General features: G+C 61.5%; 23 protein-coding genes. 10 read left to right on the top strand and 13 right to left on the bottom strand.

The genetic code is table 11. The features are described 5' to 3' along the window. Positions 1–132: 132 nt before the first annotated feature. The 4 genes from EIY71_RS11730 to EIY71_RS11715 are packed head-to-tail and all read left to right on the top strand — an operon-like array spanning position 133 to position 2865. Positions 133–441 carry a hypothetical protein gene (locus tag EIY71_RS11730; RefSeq protein ID WP_007954720.1) on the top strand — a complete coding sequence of 103 codons (309 nt, stop codon included), beginning with the start codon at positions 133–135 and terminating at the stop codon, positions 439–441. Beyond that, positions 441–1301: a DUF72 domain-containing protein gene (locus EIY71_RS11725; RefSeq protein WP_134021768.1), complete on the top strand. Its 861-nt coding sequence runs from the start codon at positions 441–443 to the stop codon at positions 1299–1301. The genes EIY71_RS11730 and EIY71_RS11725 overlap by 1 nt, the downstream gene beginning before the upstream one ends. 32 nt (positions 1302–1333) lie before the next feature. Continuing rightward, positions 1334–2170, top strand: coding sequence for an oxaloacetate decarboxylase (locus EIY71_RS11720; RefSeq protein ID WP_134021766.1), 837 nt, complete (start codon positions 1334–1336; stop codon positions 2168–2170). A 2-nt stretch (positions 2171–2172) separates the two neighbouring features. Continuing rightward, positions 2173–2865, top strand: coding sequence for an extensin family protein (locus EIY71_RS11715; protein WP_134021764.1), 693 nt, complete (start codon positions 2173–2175; stop codon positions 2863–2865). A gap of 4 nt (positions 2866–2869) precedes the next feature. Here the strand turns inward: EIY71_RS11715 and EIY71_RS11710 are convergent, their stop codons facing one another. Beyond that, positions 2870–3484 carry an energy transducer TonB gene (locus EIY71_RS11710; RefSeq protein WP_134021762.1) on the bottom strand — a complete coding sequence of 205 codons (615 nt, stop codon included), beginning with the start codon at positions 3482–3484 and terminating at the stop codon, positions 2870–2872. A gap of 93 nt (positions 3485–3577) precedes the next feature. Between EIY71_RS11710 and EIY71_RS11705 the strand changes: the two genes are divergently transcribed. Then, positions 3578–4360, top strand: coding sequence for a class I SAM-dependent methyltransferase (locus EIY71_RS11705; protein ID WP_134021760.1), 783 nt, complete (start codon positions 3578–3580; stop codon positions 4358–4360). A gap of 45 nt (positions 4361–4405) precedes the next feature. Here the strand turns inward: EIY71_RS11705 and EIY71_RS11700 are convergent, their stop codons facing one another. Further along, positions 4406–5041 (bottom strand): TetR/AcrR family transcriptional regulator, encoded by a 636-nt coding sequence (locus EIY71_RS11700; RefSeq protein WP_007954739.1) that lies wholly within the window; start codon positions 5039–5041, stop codon positions 4406–4408. Between the two features lie 94 nt (positions 5042–5135). On the opposite strand from EIY71_RS11700, the gene EIY71_RS11695 reads away from it, so the two are divergent. From EIY71_RS11695 to EIY71_RS11685, 3 genes are all read left to right on the top strand, one after another. Next, positions 5136–6236, top strand: a complete 1101-nt coding sequence (locus EIY71_RS11695; protein WP_134021758.1) for an efflux RND transporter periplasmic adaptor subunit — start codon at positions 5136–5138, stop codon at positions 6234–6236. A 6-nt stretch (positions 6237–6242) separates the two neighbouring features. Beyond that, positions 6243–9311: an efflux RND transporter permease subunit gene (locus EIY71_RS11690; RefSeq protein ID WP_134021756.1), complete on the top strand. Its 3069-nt coding sequence runs from the start codon at positions 6243–6245 to the stop codon at positions 9309–9311. Between the two features lie 580 nt (positions 9312–9891). Beyond that, positions 9892–11286: a Fic family protein gene (locus tag EIY71_RS11685; RefSeq protein ID WP_129974045.1), complete on the top strand. Its 1395-nt coding sequence runs from the start codon at positions 9892–9894 to the stop codon at positions 11284–11286. Here the strand turns inward: EIY71_RS11685 and EIY71_RS11680 are convergent. Genes EIY71_RS11680 through plsB form a run of 3 tightly spaced genes read right to left on the bottom strand, consistent with a single transcriptional unit; the run spans position 11283 to position 14951 of the window. After that, entirely contained in the window at positions 11283–11972 is a 690-nt protein-coding gene (locus tag EIY71_RS11680) for a DUF4197 domain-containing protein (protein ID WP_129974044.1), read from the bottom strand. The two genes, EIY71_RS11685 and EIY71_RS11680, sit on opposite strands and share 4 nt — an antisense overlap. A 24-nt stretch (positions 11973–11996) precedes the next feature. Further along, complete coding sequence (locus tag EIY71_RS11675) at positions 11997–12395, bottom strand: YbaY family lipoprotein (RefSeq protein WP_129974043.1); 399 nt, start codon at positions 12393–12395, stop codon at positions 11997–11999. A gap of 51 nt (positions 12396–12446) precedes the next feature. Next, positions 12447–14951 (bottom strand): glycerol-3-phosphate 1-O-acyltransferase PlsB, encoded by a 2505-nt coding sequence (gene plsB / locus EIY71_RS11670; RefSeq protein ID WP_134021754.1) that lies wholly within the window; start codon positions 14949–14951, stop codon positions 12447–12449. Positions 14952–15188: 237 nt separating this feature from the next. On the opposite strand from plsB, the gene EIY71_RS11665 reads away from it, so the two are divergent. Continuing rightward, positions 15189–15398 carry a cold shock domain-containing protein gene (locus tag EIY71_RS11665; RefSeq protein WP_007954750.1) on the top strand — a complete coding sequence of 70 codons (210 nt, stop codon included), beginning with the start codon at positions 15189–15191 and terminating at the stop codon, positions 15396–15398. Positions 15399–15533: 135 nt separating this feature from the next. Here the strand turns inward: EIY71_RS11665 and EIY71_RS11655 are convergent, their stop codons facing one another. The 4 genes from EIY71_RS11655 to EIY71_RS11640 all read right to left on the bottom strand — a co-directional run bounded on the left by EIY71_RS11655 (position 15534) and on the right by EIY71_RS11640 (position 20638). Further along, complete coding sequence (locus EIY71_RS11655) at positions 15534–15911, bottom strand: hypothetical protein (protein WP_039769649.1); 378 nt, start codon at positions 15909–15911, stop codon at positions 15534–15536. 75 nt (positions 15912–15986) lie between these two features. Continuing rightward, positions 15987–16796, bottom strand: a complete 810-nt coding sequence (locus tag EIY71_RS11650; protein WP_096819640.1) for a putative RNA methyltransferase — start codon at positions 16794–16796, stop codon at positions 15987–15989. After that, complete coding sequence (gene dapE / locus EIY71_RS11645) at positions 16796–17947, bottom strand: succinyl-diaminopimelate desuccinylase (protein WP_064593754.1); 1152 nt, start codon at positions 17945–17947, stop codon at positions 16796–16798. Before dapE ends, EIY71_RS11650 begins: the two co-directional genes overlap by 1 nt. A gap of 99 nt (positions 17948–18046) precedes the next feature. Continuing rightward, a complete protein-coding gene (locus tag EIY71_RS11640) occupies positions 18047–20638 on the bottom strand; it encodes a glycosyltransferase (RefSeq protein ID WP_129973419.1) in 2592 nt (863 codons plus the stop codon). A 274-nt stretch (positions 20639–20912) separates the two neighbouring features. Between EIY71_RS11640 and tcdA the strand changes: the two genes are divergently transcribed. Then, on the top strand, positions 20913–21731 hold the full coding sequence (tcdA, locus tag EIY71_RS11635; RefSeq protein WP_134021752.1) for a tRNA cyclic N6-threonylcarbamoyladenosine(37) synthase TcdA: 819 nt from the start codon (positions 20913–20915) through the stop codon (positions 21729–21731). Between the two features lie 158 nt (positions 21732–21889). On the opposite strand, the gene EIY71_RS11630 is transcribed toward tcdA, so the two are convergent. The 4 genes from EIY71_RS11630 to EIY71_RS11615 all read right to left on the bottom strand — a co-directional run bounded on the left by EIY71_RS11630 (position 21890) and on the right by EIY71_RS11615 (position 25053). Further along, on the bottom strand, positions 21890–22297 hold the full coding sequence (locus tag EIY71_RS11630) for a SufE family protein (protein ID WP_134021750.1): 408 nt from the start codon (positions 22295–22297) through the stop codon (positions 21890–21892). Further along, complete coding sequence (locus tag EIY71_RS11625) at positions 22294–23499, bottom strand: aminotransferase class V-fold PLP-dependent enzyme (RefSeq protein WP_134021748.1); 1206 nt, start codon at positions 23497–23499, stop codon at positions 22294–22296. The genes EIY71_RS11630 and EIY71_RS11625 overlap by 4 nt, the downstream gene beginning before the upstream one ends. Positions 23500–23624: 125 nt before the next feature. After that, entirely contained in the window at positions 23625–24659 is a 1035-nt protein-coding gene (dapD, locus tag EIY71_RS11620; protein WP_085748103.1) for a 2,3,4,5-tetrahydropyridine-2,6-dicarboxylate N-succinyltransferase, read from the bottom strand. 31 nt (positions 24660–24690) lie between these two features. After that, entirely contained in the window at positions 24691–25053 is a 363-nt protein-coding gene (locus EIY71_RS11615) for an ArsC family reductase (protein ID WP_003222107.1), read from the bottom strand. Positions 25054–25167 lie beyond the last annotated feature (114 nt).

The following is a 25167-nucleotide window of genomic DNA, read 5'->3' as shown; positions in this document are numbered from 1 at the left end:
TCCTGCCAATCGTCCGTTTCTAACCCCGCGCTTTAAACCTTTTGTCTTTTATGTGTTCTAGTTATCACTCGGCGATTTGCTAAGTCGGTCAGGTGCCGCTAAATTGCCATCATTGATACCGAGCATGACTTTATGCGTATAGACGGCGTTTCCACTCATTCCTACCCCATCAAGCGCAAGCCTCGCAAAGGCAATCCGGCGCTGGATGAGTCCGTCGACGATATCGACGGCGAGCTGGAATTCCCGACCGAAGAGCAACTGGCTGCCCGTGCCGCCAAAGCCACCGCCCAACGCCTGAGCAATCTGCCCGCCCGTCAACAAGACATGATTTATCACCGCGCGATGAAGAAAAGCGTGGCCATGGCCCTGGCCAGCTACCTGAGCACCGCCGGTTTTGTCGATTGGGATGCAGACGTGCTGGGCCTCGATCTGTACATCTGATGGATCTGCCTTACTACCTCGGTTGCCCGTCCTGGAGCGAAAACGCCTGGCGCGAGTACCTGTATCCGGTAGACGCCAAGACCTCCGATTTCCTCGGACTCTATTCGCAAGTGTTCAACGCTGTTGAAGGCAATACGACCTTCTACGCCAGCCCGTCGCCCGCCACCGTGCAGCGCTGGGCCGAGGTGATGCCGGAGCACTTTCGCTTCACTGCCAAGTTTCCCGGTGACATCAGCCACAGCGGCGACTTGCGCGATCAACTGACCGCCGCTGAAACCTTCCTCCAGCTACTCAAGCCGCTCGGCGAGCGCGTTTCGCCAATGTGGCTGCAACTGTCGAAAAGCTTCACACCGCATCGCTTGCCGGAGCTCGCCGCGTTCATCGATGCGCTGGATTGTCCGCTGGCGGTGGAAGTGCGCCACGAACAATTCTTCGCCAAGGGCGAGAGTGAGCGACTGCTCAATCGGCTGCTGCTGGATCGCGGCGTGGAGCGCATCTGTCTTGATCCCCGCGCACTGTTCAGTTGTTTGTCCACCGAATCGTCGGTGATCCACGCCCAATCGAAAAAGCCCCGCGTACCCACGCGGCCGGCGGCGTTCACCCAGTTCCCGCAGGTGCGCTTCATCGGCCATCCGGAGCTTGAGGCCAACGACCCGTTCCTGGTGCCGTGGGTGGCGAAGATCGCCGAGTGGATCGAAGAAGGCCGCACGCCGTACATCTTCCTGCACACCGCCGACAACCTCCTCGCGGCGAAGCTGGCGCAACGTTTTCACGCACAACTGATGCAACGTTTGCCTGGCCTGCGATCCTTGCCTGAGCTATACAGAGAACCCGCCGCCGAGCAACTTGGCCTGCTCTGAGGTGGATTTCTTTCCTGCCCTGGAGCCCGCCGATGGACGCCCAAGCCCGTCAACAACAAGCCCGTAAAGCCGAAACCTTCAAAGCCCTGCACGAACGCTCCGGGATTTTCGTGATTCCCAATCCGTGGGATGCCGGTTCCGCGAAGATGCTCGCCAGTCTCGGCTATCAGGCGCTGGCGACCACCAGCGCCGGTTATGCATTTTCTCAGGGCAGAGCCGATGGCGGCCTGAGTCTCGACGATACGCTGGGCAATGTCCGGGCGATTGTCGCGGCCACCGATCTGCCGGTGGCGGTGGATCTGGAAAACGGCTTCGCCGACGCCCCGGCCGAATCGGCGCAAAGTCTGATCCGCGCAGCCGAGGCGGGCGCCGTGGGTGGCTCGATCGAAGATGCCACCGGCCGGGAAGACTCGCCGATCTACTGCTTCGAACACGCGGTGGCGCGGATCGAAGCCGCCGTCGCTGCGGTGCGCACCTTGCCGTTTCCCTTCACACTGACGGCCCGTGCGGAAAACTACCTGCACGGCAATCCCGATATCAACGACACCATCCGCCGTTTGCAGGCCTTTGCCGAAGCCGGCGCCGACGTGCTGTACGCGCCGGGCCTGCACACCGCCGAAGAAGTTCTGGCGGTTGTGCGCGCGGTGGCGCCGAAACCGGTCAATGTGTTGATGTCCGGCGGCTTGAAACTGACCGTGCAGCAGCTGGAAGAAATGGGCGTGAAGCGCATCAGCACCGGTTCGGCGCTGGCCCTGGCGGCGTTCGGCGAGTTTTTCCGCGCGGCTGAAGAAATCCAGCAGTCCGGCACCTTCACTTTCACGTCCCGTTCGATGCCGTACGCCAAGGCCAATCAATTCTTCAAGGGATGAGCATGGGGCGCTGGCTGCTGTTGGCAGGCCTGCTGATCATCGGTGGCGGGCTGATCGGCGTCTGGCGCGGTTGGCTCGATGTGCCGCCGCAGTGGAATCCGTGGGCGCCGCTGGACGTGCAGGCGACGCCCAACTGGCTCACGGGCTACAAGTTGATGCGCCTGCGCAGCGATCCGGCTTTGTGCGAGCAGGCATTGGGCAGCTCCGGCCTGCGGGTTTCGCCACAGGCCGACAGTCCCGATGCCAAGTGTCCGTTGATTGGCGCTTTGCGCGTGCAGGGCGGCGGAGTGGGGCTCAGCAGCAGCTTTCTCGCCAGTTGCCCGTTGGCCGTGGCGTTCGCGATGTTCGAGCGCCACACGCTGCAACCGGCGGCCCAGCAGGCCTACGGTCAATCGGTGGCGCGGGTCGATCACCTCGGCAGCTTCGCCTGCCGCAACGTCTACAACCGCGATAGCGGCGCGCTCAGCCGCCACGCCAGCGCCGATGCCCTGGACATCGCCGGCTTCCGGCTGGCGGATGGTCGCGCGATCAGCGTGCTCAAGGACTGGCCGAAGCAAAATCAGGACGCGCAGTTTCTACGGCAGGTGCGCGACGGTGCCTGCGAGGTGTTCAATGTGGTGTTGAGTCCGGATTACAACGCCGCCCATCGCAATCACTTTCATGTCGATGTCGGGCGCTGGAGCGTGTGTCGCTGAGGGATCAGGCGGCGATGCGCAGGTTCTGCTGAACGATCGGGCGCACCCAGCCGTTATCGAAGTCCAGGGCTTTCTGCTGCTCGACGATGGCTTCCGGCGGGAACGGCGGGTACGGCTGCAGCAGATCCAGGTCGAACTCGGCAATCGGCAGGTACAGCGGTTTTTTCTGCGGGGCAGGGCCTGGCTCCGGAATCGGCTGGCCGTTGTTGATCACGACCGGACGAACCCAGCTGCTGTCGAAATCCTGCTGCTTTTGCTGAGTCTTGATTTCTTCTGCGGGGAACGGAGGGTACGGCTCGGCCAGTGTCATGTCGATTTCGGCGATCGGCAGGAACAGCGGCTCCGGCGGACGCACCTCGGTTTCCACCACATCGCATTCACGCTGGCTGACGATGTGTGCGTGCAGTTCGCTGCCGACGGTCGGTTCTTCAGGGCTTTGCAGATCTACCGGCGGGAAAGTGCCGCAGGCCGGCACCACATCACTCGATTGTTCGGCCAGTGCCTGGGCAAAGAAGTCCTGCCACAGGTGGCTGACGCCGCCCAATGCTTGAGTGTTATGACGGCTGAAGTCGCCTGTGGGCGAAAGGTAGCCAATCGATGTGGGAAGAATGCCTGACATTTTTTTCGGTTGACGCTCAGCTCTGGCAAAATGCGCGTTGATTGGGTTATCGGCGGTTTTTGCCGATCCTTAACTTTTTTGAGCGTGTTTTCCATGATTGAGCAACCCGCGGCCTGCCGCATCCATGTCGAGGCCCTCGGCCCGACGTTCGAAGCGCAGGCCGAGCAGTGGGCGCAGCGCCTGGATCTGCCGTTGCAGGTGGCTGACGGTGAGTTTGCCCTGCAGGTCGGCGAGCAGGGTTTGCAGATGCAACAACTGGGACCGGATGCGCCGGGCCCGGTGCGGGTCGACTTCGTCGAGGGTGGCGCGGCCCATCGCCGGTTGTACGGCGGTGGCAGCGGACAGATGATCGCCAAGGCGGTAGGCATCGCCCAAGGCGTGCGCCCTCGGGTACTGGATGCCACGGCAGGGTTGGGCAAGGATGCGTTCGTGCTGGCCAGTCTCGGTTGCGAGATGAGCCTGATCGAGCGCCAGCCATTGATCGGCGCCTTGCTGGAGGATGGTCTGGCCCGTGCGGCGGAAGACTTCGAGGTGGCGCCGATCGTGGCGCGGATGAAGCTGCTCAAGGGCAACTCCATCGAGGTGATGCGCAATTGGGAGGGCGAGCCGCCGCAGGTGATCTACCTCGACCCGATGTTCCCGCACCGTGAGAAAACCGCGCTGGTGAAGAAGGAAATGCGCCTGTTCCGTCCGCTGGTGGGCGATGATCCAGATGCACCAGCCTTGCTGGAAGCAGCGTTGGCACTGGCCACGCACCGGGTGGTGGTCAAGCGCCCGCGCAAGGCACCTTGCATCGAAGGGCCGAAGCCGAGCCATGCGCTGGATGGCAAATCCAGCCGTTACGACATCTACCCGAAGAAAGCGCTCAAGGCCTGAGCCGTCGCATAAGAAAATCCCACGCATGGCGTGGGATTTTTGTTTTCAGGGTCGAAAGGCCCGCATGAACAGCCCGACCACTTCCTGCACATGACTTTCTGCCGCCTCGCCGGTCAGTGGCTCACCGCAGCCGTATAGCAGGCGGAAATTCCCGGCGCCCTTGATCAGGCAAAAGAAGTGCTCGGCGGCGTTGTGCGGGTTATCGATGCTCAGCACGCCGGTTTCGTGAATCCGCCGCAGCAAACGCTCCATGCCTTGCACCATGCGCTGGGGACCGGCCTCGAAGAAGATCAGCGACAGCTTCGGATCCTGACTGCCCAGCGCCATGATCAGGCGATGCAGATTCACCGATTCATCGCTGTTGATCAGGTGATGAAAGCCGCGCGCAATGTTCAGCAACACATTTTCCACCGCGATGCCGTCGGGCAATTCGAAGAACAGCGGCGGCAATTGCTCCTCGCATTTGGCCACCACGGCGGCGGAAAACAGCGTCTCCTTGTCGTTGAAATGGCTATAGACCGTCAGCTTCGACACCCCGGCCTCGGCGGCCACCGCGTCCATGCTGGTGTTGGCATAGCCATGACTCAGGAACAGGATTTTCGCCGCCTCGAGAATCGCCTGGCGCTTGGCCGGATCCTTCGGGCGGCCGGGGCCGTTTGGAGTGGAAAGATTGTTCGACATTCTTCGGTTTTAATACTGGACTGGTGAGTTTGCTATTAATAACATACCGGCCAGTATAATTATTCCAAGCCTCCTTAGCGAAAGGTCCTTCACCATGTTCCGCCATGCGTTGTCCTTTGCGGTGCCAGTCAGTCTGGCGTTTTTATTGTCGGCATGTGGCAAGGAAGAGGTGACGCAAGTCAGCGTGCGACCGGCCATGGTGGTGCAGCCAGAGCCTTCGGCGCAGGCGATGGAAAGTTATCCGGGCGAGGTTCGCGCCCGCTACGAACCCGATCTGGCGTTCCGCATCGGCGGCAAAGTCAGCCGACGACTGGTCGATGAAGGCCAGCGCGTGAAGGCCGATCAACCGCTCGCCGAACTCGATCCGCAGGATGTACGCCTGCAACTGGAAGCGACCCGGGCCCAGGTCGCGGCCGCCGAAGCCAATCTGAATCTGGTGCGCGCCGAGCGTGACCGCTACAAGACCCTGATGGAACGGCAGATGGTCAGCCGCTCCGCCTACGACAATGCCGAGAACCTCTATCGCTCCGGCGAAGCCCGCCTCAAACAGATCAAAGCCGAATTCAACGTCTCGACCAATCAGGCCAGTTACGCCGTGCTGCGCGCGCCCCAGGATGGCGTGGTGGCCAAGCGTTCGGTGGAAGTCGGGCAGGTGGTCGCCGCCGGGCAGACCGTTTTCACTCTCGCCACTGACGGCGAACGGGAAGTGCTGATCAGCCTGCCGGAGCAGAGCTTCGGCCGCTTCAAGGTCGGCCAGCCGGTTTCGGTGGAGCTGTGGACGCAACAGAACCAGCGCTTCGCCGGGCAGATCCGCGAGCTGTCGCCGGCCGCCGATCCGAAATCCCGTACCTTCGCCGCACGCATTTCATTCACCGCCGGCAAGGTTCCGGCAGAACTGGGCCAGAGCGCCCGCGTCTTCGTGCAGACCACCGATGTCATCCCGCTGTCGGTGCCGCTTTCGGCGCTGACCGCCGAAAACGGCGCGACTTACGTCTGGGTCGTCAGCGCCAACAACACCCTGAAAAAGACCCCGGTGCGCACCGGCCCGTTCGGTGAGAAAACCGTGCCGGTGCTCGAAGGCCTGAACGCCAGCGACTGGGTGGTCGCCGCTGGCGTGCATGTGCTGCTGGAAGGGCAGCAGGTGCGTCCGGTGGATCGCTCCAACCGTGTGGTCAATCTGGCTGGCAAGGAGTAATCCCCGATGGGTTTCAATCTTTCCGCCTGGGCGCTGCGCAATCGCCAGATCGTACTGTTCCTGATGCTTTTGCTGGCCATTGTCGGCGCCTTGTCCTACACCAAGCTCGGCCAGAGTGAAGACCCGCCATTCACCTTCAAGGCGATGGTCATCCAGACTCGCTGGCCGGGCGCAACGGCTCAGGAAGTCTCGCGCCAGGTTACCGAACGCATCGAAAAGAAACTGATGGAAACCGGCGAGTACGAGCGGATTGTTTCGTTCTCCCGCCCCGGTGAATCCCAGGTCACGTTCATCGCCCGCGACTCCATGCATTCGGTGGAGATTCCGGATCTCTGGTATCAGGTGCGCAAGAAAGTCAGCGACATTCGCCAGACCCTGCCGCCGGGCATTCAGGGGCCGTTTTTCAACGATGAATTCGGCACCACCTTCGGCAATATCTATGCGCTGACCGGCGACGGTTTCGACTACGCGGTGCTCAAGGATTACGCCGACCGCATCCAGATCCAGCTGCAACGGGTCAAGGACGTGGGCAAGGTCGATCTGCTCGGTTTGCAGGACGAGAAGGTCTGGGTCGAGCTGTCCAACGTCAAACTCGCCACCCTCGGCTTGCCACTGGCAGCCGTGCAGCAGGCGCTGGAAGAACAGAACGCGGTGTCCACCGCCGGCTTCTTCGAAACCGGCAGCGAGCGATTGCAGCTACGGGTTTCGGGGAATTTTCAGACAGTCGACGAGATCAAGAACTTCCCGATCAGGGTCGGTGATCGTACGTTCCGTATCTCCGATGTCGCTGACGTGCGGCGCGGTTTCAACGATCCTCCGGCGCCGCGCATGCGCTTCATGGGCGAAGACGCCATCGGCCTTGCGGTGGCGATGAAGGACGGCGGCGACATTCTGGTGCTGGGCAAGGCCCTGGAAATCGAGTTCGCCCGCATCCAGAAAAACCTCCCGGCCGGCATGCAGTTGCGCAAGGTCTCCGATCAGCCCGCAGCTGTGAAAACCGGCGTCGGCGAGTTCGTCCAGGTGCTGGTCGAAGCGCTGGCCATCGTGTTGCTGGTGAGCTTCTTTTCGCTCGGCGTGCGCACCGGCATGGTGGTGGCGCTGACCATTCCGCTGGTGCTGGCGATGACGTTCGCCTGCATGTATTACCTCGGCATCGGCCTGCACAAGATTTCCCTCGGTGCGTTGGTACTGGCGCTGGGTTTGTTGGTGGACGACGCGATAATCGCCGTAGAAATGATGGCGATCAAAATGGAGCAGGGTTTCGACCGGATCAAGGCTGCCAGTTATGCCTGGACCAGCACCGCGTTCCCGATGCTCACCGGTACGCTGATCACCGCGGCAGGCTTCCTGCCGATTGCCACGGCGCAGTCGGGCACAGGCGAATACACCCGCTCGATCTTCCAGGTGGTGACCATCGCCTTGCTCGCATCCTGGGTAGCGGCCGTGGTGTTTGTGCCGTATCTGGGGGAAAAGCTCCTGCCGGATCTGGCGAAGATTCACGCAGCCAAACACGGTACGGCTGACGGCCAGACGGATCCTTACGGAACGCCGTTCTACCAGCGGGTACGGCGTCTGGTGGAGTGGTGCGTACGTCGGCGCAAAACCGTGATCGTGCTCACCGTGCTGCTGTTCGTGGCGTCGGTGGCGTTGTTCCGGTTTGTGCCGCAGCAGTTCTTCCCGGCTTCCGGGCGACTGGAGTTGATGGTCGATCTGAAGCTTGCCGAAGGCGCCTCGCTGGCCAATACCACGGGTGAGGTCAAACGGCTGGAAGCGATGCTCAAGGATCACGCCGGCATCGACAACTATGTCGCTTACGTCGGCACCGGTTCGCCACGTTTCTACCTGCCGCTGGATCAACAACTGCCGGCGGCGAGCTTCGCCCAATTTGTCGTGCTGGCGAAAACCATCGAGGAGCGCGAAGCGCTGCGCACGTGGCTGATCGACACGTTGAACGAGCAGTTCCCGTCCCTGCGCTCGCGGGTCACGCGTCTGGAAAACGGCCCGCCGGTTGGCTATCCGGTGCAGTTCCGCGTCACCGGCGAGCACATTGAGGAAGTGCGTGCACTGGCCCGGAAAGTCGCGGCCAAGGTGCGCGAGAACCCGCATGTGGTGAACGTGCATCTGGACTGGGAAGAGCCGAGCAAGGTCGTGTACCTGAACATCGATCAGGATCGCGCCCGGGCGTTGGGCGTGAGCACGGCGAATCTGGCGAAATTCCTCCAGAGTTCGCTGACCGGTTCCAGCGTCAGCCAGTACCGCGAGGACAACGAACTGATCGAAATCCTCCTGCGCGGCACCGTGCACGAGCGCACCGAGCTGTCGTTGCTGCCGAGTCTGGCGGTGCCGACCGACAACGGTCGCAGCGTCGCGCTGTCGCAGATTGCCACGCTGGAATATGGCTTCGAGGAAGGCATCATCTGGCACCGCAATCGCCTGCCGAACGTGACCGTGCGCGCCGACATCTATGGCAAGGAGCAGCCGGCGACGCTGGTGAAGCAGATCATGCCGACGCTTGATCCGATTCGTGCCGAATTGCCGGACGGCTATTTGCTGGATGTCGGCGGTACGGTGGAGGATTCGGAGCGTGGGCAGAAGTCGGTGAACGCTGGCGTACCAATGTTCATTGTCGTGGTGCTGACGTTGCTGATGGTGCAGTTGCGCAGTTTTTCACGCACGGCGATGGTGTTTCTGACCGCACCGCTGGGGTTGATCGGGGTGACGCTGTTTCTGCTGGTGTTCCGTCAGCCGTTCGGGTTTGTGGCGATGCTCGGGACGATCGCGCTGTCGGGGATGATCATGCGTAACTCGGTGATTCTGGTGGATCAGATCGAGCAGGATATCGCCGCCGGGCTCAAGCCGTGGCAGGCGATAATCGAGGCGACCGTGCGGCGGTTCCGGCCGATTGTGTTGACGGCTTTGGCGGCGGTGTTGGCGATGATTCCGCTTTCTCGCAGTGTGTTTTTTGGGCCGATGGCGGTGGCGATTATGGGGGGGTTGATTGTTGCTACTGCTTTGACGCTTTTGTTTTTGCCGGCGTTGTATGCGGCTTGGTTCAGGGTGCGTAAGGAGGCTTGAGGCTCTTTGAGCGTGGCGGCCTTTGGGCCGACCAGGCTCTGGGTGTTTTGGGTACATATCCGTTGCAGCGGTAACGGCTTCTTATGGTTCCGCCCTTACGGCGGGTCACTTTTGCAGACGCCCAAAAGTAACCAAAACGCTGGGCCCCGGCGTTCGGCCCCTCGCTGGGGCTCGGGGTTCCTTCGTTCCGGGATTCATCCGGGGGCATCGCCTCCGGTTTGCTTCGCTGCACCTCCTCTCGATGTGTTCGACTTCGTCGAACGGCGCTACGCGCCTACCCCCGGATAAATCCCTCCACTCAGCCTGCCGAAGGGGCCGGCACGTCAAAAGTGGTACTCGAGCTAACGCTCATCGTGTTGAGTGGGTGGCTATGCCACATTTTTGGGGAGCACGTTTCAACTGTGGGAGCTAGCTTGCTAGCGATGGGGGGCTGGGGGCACCCCATTTCTTTTGGGAGCAAGCAGCTTTGTAGGACCTTGCGCCGTCTCCTACGTTTTTTTCAGACGGCTCCGATATTGAGTCGCTGTGTTGGCGGTGCTGTACTCGAGGCTGTTTTTCAGCCTTGTTTGAGTCAGCGTTGATGAAGAAACCGCCGGTATTGAAGGGTCGGGCCGATCCGGTCTTTGAGTTGTTGATGCGCGCGCCTCACAAGCAGCGTCTGGCGGATTATCTTGCGTTGCTCAAGCCGCTGGATGATCAGGGGCGGTATCTGCCTTTTGAGGATTTGCGGTATCGCTGGGCCAGCGGGCTGGATTCGCGTTTGTGTTGGGCGTTGGTCAAGATGGCACGGGTCGCTCAGTACATTCATCTTCTGCCTTTGGGGGAACCGGCGCAGTGGGGGAAGTTTGTGCCGACGCCCACCGCGCAGAAGGCACTTTCAGTGGTTGATCGGCAAACTACGACGGCGTCGCTGGAGTACATGACCAGCCAGATAGGCGAGCGGGCGCATTTCAGTTATTTGCTTAACGGTCTGATCGAGGATGAGGCGATCAGCAGCAGTCAGTTGGAGGGCGCCGCGACCACTACCCGTGTTGCCAAGGACATGCTCAAGCAACGGCGTCAGCCGCGTACGCCGGATGAGCGGATGGTCATGGGTAATTACCGGATGATGAATTTCGCCTGGGAAAAACGTTACGAGCCATTGAGCGTGGAGTTGATAGCGTCGATCCATCGAGTCGGTGTCGAAGGCATTGATGACGAGCAGTATGACCCCGGGCTTTTCAGGACCAACGATGAAGTGGTGGTGCAGGATGGCGAAGGGAATACCGTGCACACGCCTCCGCCTGCCGCCGGATTGGGGAGGCGGCTGGATTTGCTCTCGCAGTGGATCAATCAATCACAGGGCTCACCTCGGCAAAAAAACTACCTGCATCCGCTGATCAAGGCGATCACGCTGCACTTTGCCCTGGGTTACGAACATCCGTTTCGCGACGGCAACGGGCGGGTCGCCAGGGCGCTGTTTTACTGGTTCATGTTCAAGCATGATTTTTCGGCCTTCCGTTATATCGCGATCAGTCTTTTACTGCGCAACGCGCCGGTGAAGTACGGGCGGTCGTATTTGCACAGCGAAGCCGATGAGCTCGATCTGACGTACTTCATCGAGTTTCAGTGTTCGGTGATTCTGCGGGCGGTGGAGGGGTTTACCGATGTGTATCGCAAGAGTGTGGCGTACAGCGAAAACTTCGAGCACTGGCTGACCTGTTCGGGCTTTTTTGATCGGCTGACAGAGCGGCAGAGAGCGGTTTATCAGGTGGCCAGAAGTGGGGTGGCGAAGGAGTTCACGGCGGGGAACGTCAAGGAGCACCTTGGTTGTGCCTACAACACAGCGGTGTCGGCGTTGAGCGGGTTGGTTGAGCTGCAGGTTTTCGAGAAGAAGAAAATGGGGCGCGAGTGGGTGTACTTTTTACGTGTATCTGCTGGTGGCGGATTGAACAACGGGAGTGAGACAGCTCACTCCCGTGCCGTGTCGGCTTAGAGCGTACCAAACACTTTTTTCGCCAGACTCGTCGCTGCAGCGGCCGGGTTCTTGCGGATGGTTTCTTCCTGTTTGCCGATCATTTCGAACAGGCCGTTGAGCGCTTGTTCGGTCACGTAACTTTCGATGTTGGCGCTTTTTGCATCCACCACGCCGAAGGTTGCGGCCTGGCCGGCGAAGGCGTTGTATTTCTGGGCTACGCCGACTTTGTCGGTCGCCTGTTTGACGATGGGCAGGAACTTGGTGCGGATCTGTTCGCGGCTGGATTTGTCCAGGTATTGGGTGGCGGAGTCGTTGCCGCCGCTGAGGATGCCTTTGGCGTCTTCCACGCTCATTTTCTTCACGGCGTCGACGAGGATCGGCTGGGCCTGGGTGACGGCGGTTTCCGCGGCCTTGTTCATGGCGGTTTCCAGTTCGTCGACCTGGGCGCCCATGCCGAAGGCTTTCATCTTGCCGGCGACTTTGCCGAGTTTGCCCGGCAGTTCGATTTTCACGTCCGGGTTGTTGCTGAAGCCGCCCGGGGTGCCGAGTTGTTTGACGGCCAGTTGCGCGCCTTGGGTCAGGGCATCCTTGAGGCCACCGGTGGCGTCGCCTTGCGACAGGTCGCTGAGGGACAGGGCCAGTGCGTTGGCGGAGATCATCAGGCCCGCGCACAGGCCGGCGAAGCGAAGGGTAGGGCGGAGCATGGCGGCTTCCTTGTTCGGAGAGGGTTAGCGGGCGGCGTCGACGCGGATCTTCAGCGGCTGCGGATCCTTGCCATCGAGCTGCACGGCATGGTTTTCGGTGGTGATGAACATCAGCTCGCCGTTGACTTCGATGCGTGCGCTGACCGAGTAGCGGTGGCCGGGTTTGACCTGGGCCGGATCGTAGCTCAAGTGGAACGGCAGCGGCACCTGGCCTTTGACCGGGCCTTTCTGTTCGTCGAGTACCACGGCCGGAGCGTCGGCCAGCGAAACGTCCTGCAGGCTCACGCTCAAGGTCGCACTGGGCGGCAGGGCGATGCGTTGCAGGTAGAACACTTCGCCGTCGAGGCTGACCTTGCCGGCCGGAGCGGTCGACTGGCAGGCGCTGAGCAGGGTGGCGGCGGCAAGAAGGGAAAGTTTTTTCATCGGAGATCTCCGTATCGACGGCGCCAGAAGAAGCGTGGCGCCTGTAGGAATTTAGTCGCTTTGCACAGGGGCGGCGACCTGATCGGCCGCATCTTCGCTGCGATGCAGGGCTACCTGACGGATCGACAGGCGAATCTCCGCCGGCAACACCCGTTTGGCCGCACCCTCGGCCAGTTCGCCGAGCAGTTCGTGGTAACTCAACTTGCCGGCTTCGTCGCGACGCAGCACGTCGAGGTCGAGCATGGTCTGAATGAAGTGGCGGAACAGGCTCTTGTCGAAGAACTCTGGCGCGTTCAGACCGTGCAGAATCGACAGGCGCTGGGCCATGACCGTACACAGGTCTTCCAGTTCTTCGGCGCTGATAGTGTTCTGGCCTGCGTTGAGCAGCAACGAAACGGTCATGTAGAACCGTTGCAGGGTCTGGGCGATGCTCTTCGACAGCAGGGTCAGCAGCACAAAATGCCGCGAGCTCGGTGCCGGGCGCAGGTACACGTCTTTCTCGAAACGCAGCAGGCCTTGTTCGACGAACGCTTCCAGCCACTTATCGATGACTGCATCCAGTTCGTCCAGGGTCCAGCGGATGAACAGTTCCGATTGCAGGTACGGATACAGCGCGCGGGTGTAGCGCAGGATCTGTTCGCGGCTCATGCGCGAGGTGCTCTGGAAGAAGCTCGCCAGCAGCGCCGGCAGGGCGAAGATGTGCAGCACGTTGTTGCGGTAATAGGTCATCAGGACGGCGTTCTGCTCGTCCAGATACAGAATCTTGCCCAGCGCATCGTTCTGCTCGGACAGCAGATCCATGTCCTTCACATGCTCGATCAACGCGCGGCCATCGCCTTCCGGCAAGGTGGTGTGCGGCGAATACGGAACCTTGCGCAGCAGCGCCAGATACAGATCCAGCACCCGCGCCATGGCCCGATCATCCAGTGCCAGGCGGGTGGTCGACAGCAGCGCCAGCGCCACCAGGTTGACCGGGTTGATCGCCGCCGCTTCGTTCAGGTGCTGCGCGACTTTTTCGCCGAGGCGGTTGGTAGTTTCGTTGAGCCACGCCGGTTTGAACTGCGGGCCCAGTTCCTGCTGGCGCCAGCCTGGTTGTTCACTGTCGAGGAATTCCGCCAGTTTGATCGGCTCGCCGAAGTTCACCGCCACCTGGCCGAAGCGCTGCTTGAGCGCGCCGATGACTTTGAAGATGTCGAAGATCGATTCTTTCTTCTTGCTCGCGCCGCGCAGTTCGCCAAGGTAGGTGCGGCCTTCGAGCACGCGCTCATAACCGATGTACACCGGCACGAACACGATCGGCATCCGCGACGAACGCAGGAAACTGCGCAGGGTGATCGCGAGCATCCCGGTTTTCGGTTGCAGCATGCGCCCGGTACGCGAGCGCCCGCCTTCGACGAAGTACTCGACCGGGAAACCTTTGGTGAACAGGGTGTGCAGGTATTCGTTGAACACCGAGGTGTACAGCGGATTGCCCTTGAACGTGCGGCGCATGAAAAACGCCCCGCCACGGCGCAGCAGACTGCCGATCACCGGCATGTTCAGGTTGATTCCGGCGGCGATGTGCGGCGGGGTCAGGCCGTTGCGGAACAGTAGGTACGACAGCAGCAGATAGTCGATATGGCTGCGGTGGCACGGCACGTAGATCACTTCGTGACCCTGGGCGACCTTCTGCACGCCTTCGATGTGGTTGACCTTGATCCCGTCGTAGATCTTGTTCCAGAACCAGCTCAGTACGACTTCCAGAAAACGGATCGCGGTGTAGGTGTAGTCCGAGGCGATCTCGTTGCCATAGCGCAGGGCCTGGGCCTTGGCTTTTTCCGGGGAGATGTTTTCGCGCTCGGCTTCGTCGAGGATCGCTTGCTTGACCAGCGGCTGGTTGAGCAGGCCTTTGACCAGGTTGCGGCGGTGGGAAATGTCCGGGCCGATCACCGCAGCTTTCAGGTTGCGGAAGTGCACCCGCAGGATCCGCTGGGCCATGCGCACGGTGCGTTCGTGGCCCTTGTTGTGTTCGATCAGTTCGCGCAGGTGGATCGGTGCGGAGAATTGCACACGAGTCTTGCGTCCCAGAATCATGATGCTCAGCAGCCGGCGCAGGCGTCCGGTGACGGCCCAGCTGTCGGCGAACAGCAGTTTCCATGGGCTGTTCTCGCTGTCCGGCGACTGGCCCCAGAACACGCTGACCGGAATGATCTGTGCATCTTCGGCAGCGTTCTGGCTCAGGGCGCTGACCAGGCGGGTCAGGGTCGGCGGCGCGCCGCGCTTGTCCTGGCGGCCGAGCCAGTCCGGGTCGGGCGTCAGGTAGAAGAACGCCGCCGGTTCGATCAGCGAACCCACGGACACCGGCAGCACCGGGCGCGGCAGACCGGCCTTGGTGCACTCGGTGTCGACCACCGCCAGATCAGTCAGCGATGGGTTTTGCAGGACGTAGAACACCGGACGACTGCGGTCTAGGTTGAGGGTGAACGACGACTGGTTGATCGTCTCGGAGCGAACCCAGAGATACAACAGTCGGCGCAAGGTGCCAAACACAAGACGGCGGAACGGGGAACGGGTCATACGGCTTCTGCGTGAGTGGATAAACCGAGCGTTTGCTCGGGAGGGCGACAGTTTGCCGGATTACTCGAAAATCGGCAAAAAAGCGGCGAAGTAATCTCCTGTTGAGAGTTTTGCCGCCTGTCATATACTCGGCGATCTGTCGCCGGGGCCCTTTTATGGACGTCGGACGCAGGCTGACGTTCCTCAAAGGCTTTCCTGCGAAAAGCCTGTTCAATAATAAAAAAGGAGTATGAACAGATGGCAACACGTGAAACCGGCAACGTGAAGTGGTTCAACGACGCCAAGGGCTACGGCTTCATTCAGCGCGAAGACGGGGTGGACGTGTTCGTGCACTACCGCGCGATCCGCGGCGAAGGCCACCGTTCGCTGACCGAGGGTCAGCAGGTTGAATACGCGGTGGTGGAAGGGCAGAAGGGGTTGCAGGCTGAAGACGTTGTAGGCCTGTAACGCAAATCTTCAGAACACCAAAAGCACTGTGGGAGCGAGCTTGCTCGCGATGGGGTCCTTTCAGTCAACATTGATGTTGAATGTCCGACCGCAATCGCGAGCAAGCTCGCTCCCACAGGTTTTGTGCATTGTCTGTTACGCAGTTTTCCAGGTGATTTCTTCTTCACCATCGGCGCTGATCCGGATCCAGCGATCCGCCGTCTCTTCACCTTCTTCCTCGACCCACGTCCCCGGCGCGCAGCGCACTTCGACGTTCAGCGCGGCAAAGGCTGCGCGGGCGCAGGCGATGTCGTCGTCCCAAGGGGTCGCATCGCTTTCCAGGTACAGGCTGTTCCACTTGCCTACGGCTTTCGGCAGCCAGGTCACCGGGATGTTGCCGGCCTTGCACTTGTAAGTCTGACCTTTCTGTACCCAGTCGCTGCACGGGCCGAGGGCGGCGCCCAACCAGGCGGAAATGGCCTTGTGGTCGACGTCGGCGTCTTTCAGGTAAATCTCGATGTCCGGTTGGCGCATGGATGTCCTCACTGCGGGTCTGAAAAATCCATTCGCGGATTTAGCCGGCCCCGGGTCGTTGCCCGAGACCAAAAGTTATTGAAGAACGAAATAATCGTAGCGCATCGAGACAGTGGTCACGAACGGCTCGGGCTGTTCGATCACCGCCGCGCGGCGCTCGGCACTGGCGCGCCAGCCGTGGGGCGTCATCGCCAGCAGGTTGGCGCGATCCTCGGGCTTGTCCAGCGTCAGTTTGAATTCCAGGGTTTCACTGTGCGCCAGCGCCATGCCTTCCGGCACCAGGGCCAGATGCTTGTCGTCGGTGTATTCGCGCACTTCGTCGTACAGGCGTTCGCGCAGTTCCATCAGATGGCCGCTGGTCGGGCCGACTTTCATCAGGCCGCCGCCGACGCTGAGCAGGCGCTTGGCTTCTTCCCAGTCCAGTGGACTGAAGACACTGGCCAGAAACTGGCAGCTGCCGGAAGCCAAAGGCACCCGGGCCATGCTGGCGATCAACCAGGTCAGCGCCGGATTGCGTTTGCAGGCGCGCTTGACCGCCTCCTTCGAGATATCCAGCGCGTAACCGTCAGCATCGGGCAAAGCCTCGGCGATTTGCGCGGTGTAGTAACCCTCGCCACAACCGATATCGACCCAACGGGCTGGCGCATAACTCGCCGCCAGTTCCGCCAGACGCTTGGCCACCGGCGCGTAATGCCCGGCGTTCAGGAAGTCGCGGCGGGCCTCGACCATCGCCTGGTTGTCGCCGGGATCGCGGCTGTTCTTGTGCTGCACCGGCAGCAGGTTCAGATAACCCTGACGCGCGCGGTCAAAGCGGTGGCCGGCAGGGCAGACCACGCCGTTGTCCACCGCGTTCAGCGGTTCACTGCAGATCGGGCACGCGAGCATCAGACGAGCAACTTGATCAGGGTCTGGTAGTAGATTTCGGTCAGCACGTCGAGATCGGCCGCCAGTACGCGCTCGTTGACCTGGTGGATGGTCGCGTTGACCGGGCCCAGCTCAACAACCTGCGTACCCATGGTCGCGATGAAACGGCCATCGGAAGTACCGCCGCTGGTGGATGCCTTGGTCTCGCGGCCGGTGATGTCCTTGATGCTCGACGACACCGCGTCGAGCAGCGCACCCGGCTCGGTGAGGAACGGCAGACCGGACAGCGCCCAGTCGATGTGCCAGTCCAGGCCGTGCTTGTCGAGGATGTCGGCGACGCGCTTCTGCAGACCTTCGACCGTCGATTCGGTGGAGAAACGGAAGTTGAACACCGCCACCAGATCGCCCGGAATCACGTTGGTCGCGCCGGTGCCGGAGTTGACGTTGGAAATCTGGAAACTGGTCGGCGGGAAGAAGTCGTTGCCGTGATCCCAATGCTCGGCGGCCAGTTCGGCCAGAGCCGGAGCCGCGAGGTGGATCGGGTTCTTCGCCAGATGCGGATAGGCCACGTGGCCCTGGACACCGCGCACGGTCAGTTTGGCGCCGAGAGAGCCGCGACGACCGTTCTTCACCACGTCGCCCACCAGCGTGGTGCTCGACGGTTCGCCGACGATGCACCAGTCCAGGCGCTCGTTACGGGCTGCCAGACGCTCGACCACGGCCTTGGTGCCGTGATGCGCCGGGCCTTCTTCGTCGCTGGTGATCAGGAACGCAACCTTGCCCTTGTGATCCGGGTAGTCGGCGACAAAACGCTCGGCGGCGACGGTCATCGAAGCCAGGCTGCCTTTCATGTCCGCCGCGCCACGACCGCAAAGCATGCCGTGCTCGTCGATCACCGCGTTGAACGGGTCGATCTGCCAGGCCGTCACCGGGCCTGTCGGCACCACGTCGGTGTGACCGGCGAAGCACAGCACCGGGCCGTCGCCTTTACCGTGAGTCGCCCAGAAGTTATCCACATCTTCGATGCGCATCGGTTCCAGCTGGAAACCGGCATCGCCCAGGCGCTGCATCATCTGCTTCTGGCAATCGGCGTCGACCGGCGTCACGGACGGACGGCGGATCAGGTCGATGGCGAGTTGGAGGGTCGGCGAAAGGTCGGCGTGGGCCGTCATGGAAAACTCCGAAAGCTGGGGGGGCAAGGCGCGCAAAATGGCGGTTATCTTAAAGCAAAACGGCGACCATTGGCCGCCGTTTAGTGGATCCGGAAGGATTTAGACCACCGGTGCCGGTTCAGGCGCAGCCGCAGGTTTTGGCAGCGACGACAGGAACGCCATGATCAGCGCCGCCACGTACGGCAGCGACTGTACCAGCAGCATGGCCACCCAGAAGCGCATGTCGTTGCTCGGAATGCCCTGCACCAGGAAGATCCCCAGCGCCGCGCCCCACAACAGCAGCATGATGAACAGCTCTTCCCGGGCCTCGGAAATCGCCACCCAGAAACCATGGTTGTCGGCGTTTTTCGGGGTGCGGAAGAACGGAATGCTGCTGGTGAAGAAGCCGTACAGCACCGCTTTGGCGATGGTGTGCGACAACGCCAGTCCGGCCAGTGCCGCGCAGAACGCATCCTTGAGGTTCACGCCCACGGCGCGACGGTAGAGGAAGATGATCTTGCCGACCTTGAACACGAACAGCGCCAACGGCGGGATCGCGAAAATCAGCAGCGGCGGATCGACCCGTTGCGGCACGATGATCATCGCCGCCGACCACAACAGCGCGCCGATGGTGAAGAAGATGTTCATGCCGTCCGCGACCCACGGCAGCCAGCCCGCGAGGAAGTGGTAACGCTGGCCGCGAGTCAGCTCGGTGTCCTTGCCGCGCAGCAGGCTGCGGGTGTGGCGCTTGATGATCTGGATCGCGCCGTAGGCCCAGCGGAAACGCTGTTTCTTGAAGTCGATGAAGGTGTCCGGCATCAGACCCTTGCCGTAACTGTCGTGGTAATACGCCGCCGACAGGCCTTTCTCGAATACCCGCAGACCGAGTTCGGCGTCTTCACAGATGCACCAGTCGGCCCAGCCCAGTTCTTCCAGAACCGAACGGCGGGTCATGGTCATGGTGCCGTGCTGAATGATCGCGTCACGGTCGTTGCGGGTGACCATGCCGATGTGGAAGAAGCCTTTGTATTCGGCGTAGCAGAGCTTCTTGAAGGTGCTTTCGTTCTGGTCGCGATAGTCCTGCGGCGACTGCACCACGGCGATTTTCGGGTCGGCGAAGTGCGGCACCATGTGCTTGAGCCAGTTCGGGTGCACGCAGTAGTCCGAGTCGATCACCGCGATCACTTCGGCGTCCTTGGCGGTGTGCGGGATCAGGTAGTTCAGCGCACCGCCCTTGAAACCGGCCAGGGGCGAGACGTGGAAGAACTTGAAGCGCGGGCCGAGGGTTTCGCAGTAGTCGCGCACCGGTTCCCAGACCGCCGGGTCTTTGGTGTTGTTGTCGATGATCAGGACTTCGAAGTCCGGATAATCGAGGTTAGCCAGGGCGTTGAGGGTCTGTTTGACCATCTCCGGCGGCTCGTTGTAGCAGGGCACGTGGATCGAGACTTTCGGGCGGTAGTCCGAATCGCCGACCACCGGCAGGAATTCACGGCGACGCTTGTGAATCCACACCGCTTCGGCCAGTTCGTGGGCCTCGGTCAGCAACACGATGAACACCCCGAGCGCACCGAGCGCCAGCAGGAAACCCACCGTCAGGCTGAACCACGTGCTGTATTGCTGGCTGTAGTCGTAGCCGATCCACACCAGCACCGAACCGCACAGGAACGCGATAAAGGTCAGGAAGGTACGGCCGCGCTGACGCAGGGCCGAGCCGTCGATCATCAGCAGGGTCAGCGACAACAGCGCCAGCACCACCGAACCGATGGCCAGCACGCGCCATTGCGGGATCGCCACCACCGGGCCTTCGAAGTTGAATTTCTGCTGGCGCGCGGCGTTGAACACGCCCCAGTAAGCGCCGACCGAGCCTTCGTCGCTGGCCTTCCACGGCTGGTCAAACGCTTCGATCACGAAGTAGTTGAAGCCCTGGCGATTGAGTTTGTTGACCAGCGTGCGCAGGTAGATCGCCTGATCCGCCGGCGACGCATCGGCGCCACCGCGCATGCGGCCGTTGCTCGGCCAGCCTACTTCGGACAGCAGCAGCGGCTTTTTCGGGAACATCTTTTTCAGGTCGCGGGCGCGGTCGAATACGAACTGCCCGGCCTTGTCCACCGGAATGAATTCCCAGTAGGGCAGAACGTGGGCGGCGATCAGGTCGACGTGCTTGGCCAGCTCCGGGTGCTCTTCCCAGACGTGCCATTGTTCGGAGGTGGTCACCGGCACTTTCACGGCCGCGCGCACGCGGTCGAGCAACACGCTGAGTTCCTGGGCAGTGATTTCCTTGCGGAAGATCGCTTCGTTACCGACCACCACGCGAACCACGCTGCGCGAAGTGTTGGCCAGCTCGATGGCGCGGGTGATTTCCCGCTCGTTGCGCTCCTGGTCGGGGCTGATCCAGATCCCCAGGGTCACGCGCAGGCCGAATTCTTCCGCCAGTTTCGGGATGTCCTGCAGGGAGCCGTCGACCGAGTAGATGCGGATGTTGTCCGTCAGCTTGCTCATGATCTCCAGGTCGCGGCGCATTTCATCGTCGGACGGATACTGATCCTTCTGTGGGAACTGTCCTTGCTGGAATGGTGAATAGGAAAAACCGGAGATCTGCTCCGGCCAGTTCGGCGCGGAGACGGGGCGGTTGATCAGCGCCCAGAAACCGGTGAACAGGGCGGCGATTGCCAGAACCACCACCAGGTTGAGTCCAAATTTACGCGATGACATAGCTGTGTCGGGTTCCAAAGGCTGTGGAACGGAGGGTCGGCTGGTTGACGCCAAGAGGGCGCGCATCCTACACCGGCAGTTCGCCAAGTCCTACAAGAGACAGGGAAATGCCGGACGTTGGGCAATCCAACCTGACTTAAGTTCTTTCGTTTCAGTGTGTAAGACAAATCTTTGTTACGTGCAGCTTTAATTAAAGCAGGCGCGTTCGCCGTTCATAGCGCAAAGATGCTCTTGGCCGCCGACGGCCCTATAATGCGCGCCGGTTTTTAGGGTAATGGTCATGAGTACAGAAGATCCGCGGTTTGCAGGCATCGCCCGTTTGTATGGCATCGAGGGCCTCGAACGCCTGCGCGCAGCCCACGTGGCGATTGTCGGCGTTGGCGGCGTCGGCTCCTGGGCGGCGGAAGCCATGGCCCGTTGCGGGGTGGGCGAGATTTCGCTGTTCGACCTCGACGACGTCTGCGTCAGCAACGCCAACCGCCAGCTGCACGCGCTCGACAGCACGGTCGGCAAGCCCAAGGTCGAGGTGATGGCCGAGCGTCTGCGCGGGATCAACCCGGACTGCATGGTGCACGCCGTGGCGGACTTCGTCACCCGCGACACCATGGCCGAATACATCACGCCGAACATCGACTGCGTGATCGACTGCATCGATGCGGTCAACGCCAAGGCCGCGCTGATCGCCTGGTGCAAACGGCGCAAAATCCAGATCATCACCACCGGTGGGGCGGGCGGGCAGATCGATCCGACGCTGATTCAGGTCTGCGACCTCAACCGTACGTTCAATGATCCTCTGGCCTCGAAAGTGCGCTCCACGCTGCGTCGTGACTATGGTTTCTCGCGCACTGTGACTCGCCATTACAGCGTGCCGTGCGTGTTCTCCACCGAACAGCTGCGCTATCCGAAACCGGACGGCAGCATTTGCCTGCAGAAGAGTTTTGTCGGCGACGGTGTGAAGCTGGACTGCGCTGGCGGGTTTGGCGCGGTGATGATGGTGACGGCGACGTTCGGCATGGTCGCGGCGACCAAGGCGGTGGACAAGATTGTGGCGGGTGTTCGGCGCCCGGCGGATCGGGTCAAGCCTCAGGCCTGACCAGTGACCGATCGTTCCCACGCTCTACGTCGCCGATCGTTCCCACGTCGAGGCGTCGAACCGTCTGCGTGGGAATGCCTCATTGGACGCTCTGCGTCCGCTTCGGCATGGGAAGCAGAGCGTCCCGGGCTGCATTCCCACGCGGAGCGTGGGAACGATCAGTTCGGGGCGAGTTCACGCATCCGCTGCAACACGGCATTCAGGCCATTGCTGCGCGACGGCGACAACTGCCGCGATAGCCCCAACTGATTGAACCAGTCCGGCAGGTCCAACTGTTGCAACTCGCCAGCGGTCAAACCGTTGACCCGCAACAGCAACAACGCCACCAACCCGCGAATCATCCGTGCATCGCTGCTCGCCGCGAATTGCCAGCGGTCGTCGCGCAATTCGCCAACCAGCCACACCTGACTTTCACAGCCGTGCACTCGATTGGCCTCGCACTTGTCCGCATCGCTCAACGGCGGCAGACGATCGCCAAACTGCATCAACAATCGCGCCCGCTGTTCCCAGCCGGCGGCGTTCTGAAACGTTTGCAGCGCTTCGGCGGCTTCTACCGGCAGGCTCATCGCAACAACTCCAGCGCTTGATCCAGCGCTTCGAAGAAGCGCTCCAGATCTTCGGAATCGTTGTACAGCGCCAGCGACACACGAATCGCCCCGGCCAGTTCGAAACGCTTGAGCAGCGGCATCGCACAGTGATGCCCGGCACGTACGGCGATGCCCTGTTCGGTCAGCAAGTGCGCCAGATCGGCGTTATGCACACCCTCCACGACAAAACTCGCCAGCGCCAATTGCGGCTTGCCCAACAGACGAATGCCATTGCGGGCGGCGAGGCCACGTAACAGGTAATCGTGCAGCGCCGCTTCGTGGGTGGACACCGCGTCCTGATCCAGACCCGCGAGGTAGTCGAGAGTCGCACCGAGGCCGATCACGCTGGCAATCGGCGGCGTTCCCGCTTCGAAGCCCAGCGGTGCAGGGCGGAAACGGGATTCGTGATAGTTGGCTTCCAGCACCATCTCGCCGCCGAATTGCCACGGGCGCAGTTGTTCGAGCGCTGCGTTGCGCCCGAACAGCACGCCGAGGCCATCGGGGCCGTACAACTTGTGGCTGGAAAACACGTAAAAGTCGCAACCGAGCGCCTGCACGTCATGCCGACCGTGGACCACACCTTGAGCGCCATCGACCACGGTCAGCGCGTTGTGCGCCTTGGCCATCGCCAGCAGCGCCGGCAATGGTTGCCATGCACCAAGCACGTTGGACAACTGGCTGACCGCCAGCAAGCGAGTGCGCGGGCCAATCAGGTGAACGGCAGCGGCGAGGTCGATCACACCGTCATCGTCCAGCGGCAGGATTATCAGCTTCAAGTCGCGACGTTGTGCCAGTTGCTGCCAAGGCAGCAGGTTGGCGTGATGCTCCAGGGCGCTGATGACAATTTCATCGCCGGGATGGAAAAGATGTTCCAGGCCATAGGCCAGGAGATTCAGCGCACTGGTGGCGCCGTGGGTGAAGATGATCTGCCCGCTGTCACCGGCATTCAGCCACTGGGCAACCTTCAGGCGACTGTCCTCGAACGCCTGCGTGGCGTGGGCACCGGGCAGATGTTGGGCACGATGCACGTTGGCCGCGCCATTGGCGTAGTAATGCGCCAGCGCGTCGAGCAGGGCCTGGGGTTTTTGCGTGGTGGCGGCGTTGTCCAGGTAAGTCTGGTCTTGCCGTTGCAGGGCGGCGATGGCCGGGAAATCGGCGCGCCAGGGGGAGGGAATCATCACGGTTTCAAGCCCTGGTGAAGATGGGCGGGTTAACGCCGAACCCTGTGGGAGCGGGCTTGCCCGCGATGGCGATCTTTCGAACGCCATGGCAAACAGGCCGGCTCCCTCAGGTGAGCTTCTGGCGCTTAGTTGTGAGCGTGCAGTGCTTCGTTCAGTTCGATCGCCGATTTGTGGGTCTTGCATTCCACAGCACCGGTTTCCGAATTGCGACGGAACAGCAGGTCGGTCTGACCAGCCAGTTCACGGGCCTTGACCACTTTGACCAGTTTGTTGTGCTCGTCCAGCAGCGCCACCTTGGTGCCGGCGGTCACGTACAGGCCCGACTCGACGGTGTTGCGGTCGCCCAACGGGATACCGATACCGGCGTTGGCACCGATCAGGCAGCCTTCGCCGACCTTGATCACGATGTTGCCGCCGCCCGACAGGGTGCCCATGGTCGAGCAGCCGCCGCCCAGGTCCGAGCCCTTGCCGACGAATACGCCAGCGGAAACGCGGCCTTCGATCATGCCCGGGCCTTCGGTGCCGGCGTTGAAGTTGATGAAGCCTTCGTGCATCACGGTGGTGCCTTCGCCCACGTAGGCGCCCAGACGCAGACGCGCCGCGTCAGCGATACGCACGCCGGCCGGTACTACGTAGTCGGTCATTTTCGGGAATTTGTCCACCGAGAACACTTCCAGCAGCTCGCCGCGCAGACGGGCTTCAAGTTGCAGCTCGGCCAGTTCGCTCAGGTCGATCGCGCCCTGGCTGGTCCAGGCCACGTTCGGCAGCAGCGGGAAGATCCCGGCCAGGCTCACGCCGTGCGGCTTGACCAGACGATGGGACAGCAGGTGCAGCTTCAAGTAAGCCTCAGGGGTCGAGGTCAACTGAGCGTCTTCGGCCAGCAGGGTGGCAACCAGCGGCTTGTGGCTTTCAGCCAGACGGGTCAGCAGCTTGCCTTGTACCGCGTCGATGCCTTTCACGGCTTCGGCCAGTTGGGCGGCTTGTGCGGTGGTGAAGGTGATGGCCTGGTTGCCTTCGGTGTAGCCGAGGATCGGTGCAACAGCGGCAACCAGTTCGGCCGAAGGGTTCAACAGCGGCTGGGCGTAGAACACTTCCAGCCAAGCACCTTGACGGTTCTGGGTGCCGACGCCGAAGGCAATACTGAACAGGGAGTTGGACATGTGAATACCTCTACAAAAAATGACGGGCTGCTTACTTGAGGGCGGCCGCGTAGATATCTGGCTTGAAGCCAATCAGGGTTCGGTCACCGAGATCGAGCACCGGGCGCTTGATCATCGAGGGTTGAGCGAGCATCAGTTCGATGGCTTTCGACTGGTCGAGATCGGCTTTGCGTTCGTCGTCGAGTTTGCGAAAGGTCGTGCCTGCGCGGTTCAACACCGTTTGCCAGCCATGCTCGTCGCACCATTGGGTCAGGTGCTCACGGTCAATGCCGGCGGTCTTGTAATCGTGGAAGTCATAGCTGACAGCGTGTTCATCGAGCCAGGTGCGCGCCTTTTTCATGGTGTCGCAGGCTTTGATGCCGAAAAGGTGCAACGTTTTGCTTGAAACGGTCAAGGAATTGCCCCCTTTACAGGTGCTGGAAAAAAATGGTGTCGGATTATGCCATGACCAGACGGTTTCGCGGCGCCGAGGTTGCTTTTGCTGCGGACGCCTGCGACATAGGTGCAA

This window comes from Pseudomonas sp. CH235 (genome assembly GCF_004368175.1).
GTDB lineage: Bacteria > Pseudomonadota > Gammaproteobacteria > Pseudomonadales > Pseudomonadaceae > Aquipseudomonas > Aquipseudomonas paraglycinae.
The sequence above is the reverse complement of the archived record's forward strand: the minus strand, read 5'-3'. Positions and strand labels throughout refer to the sequence as shown.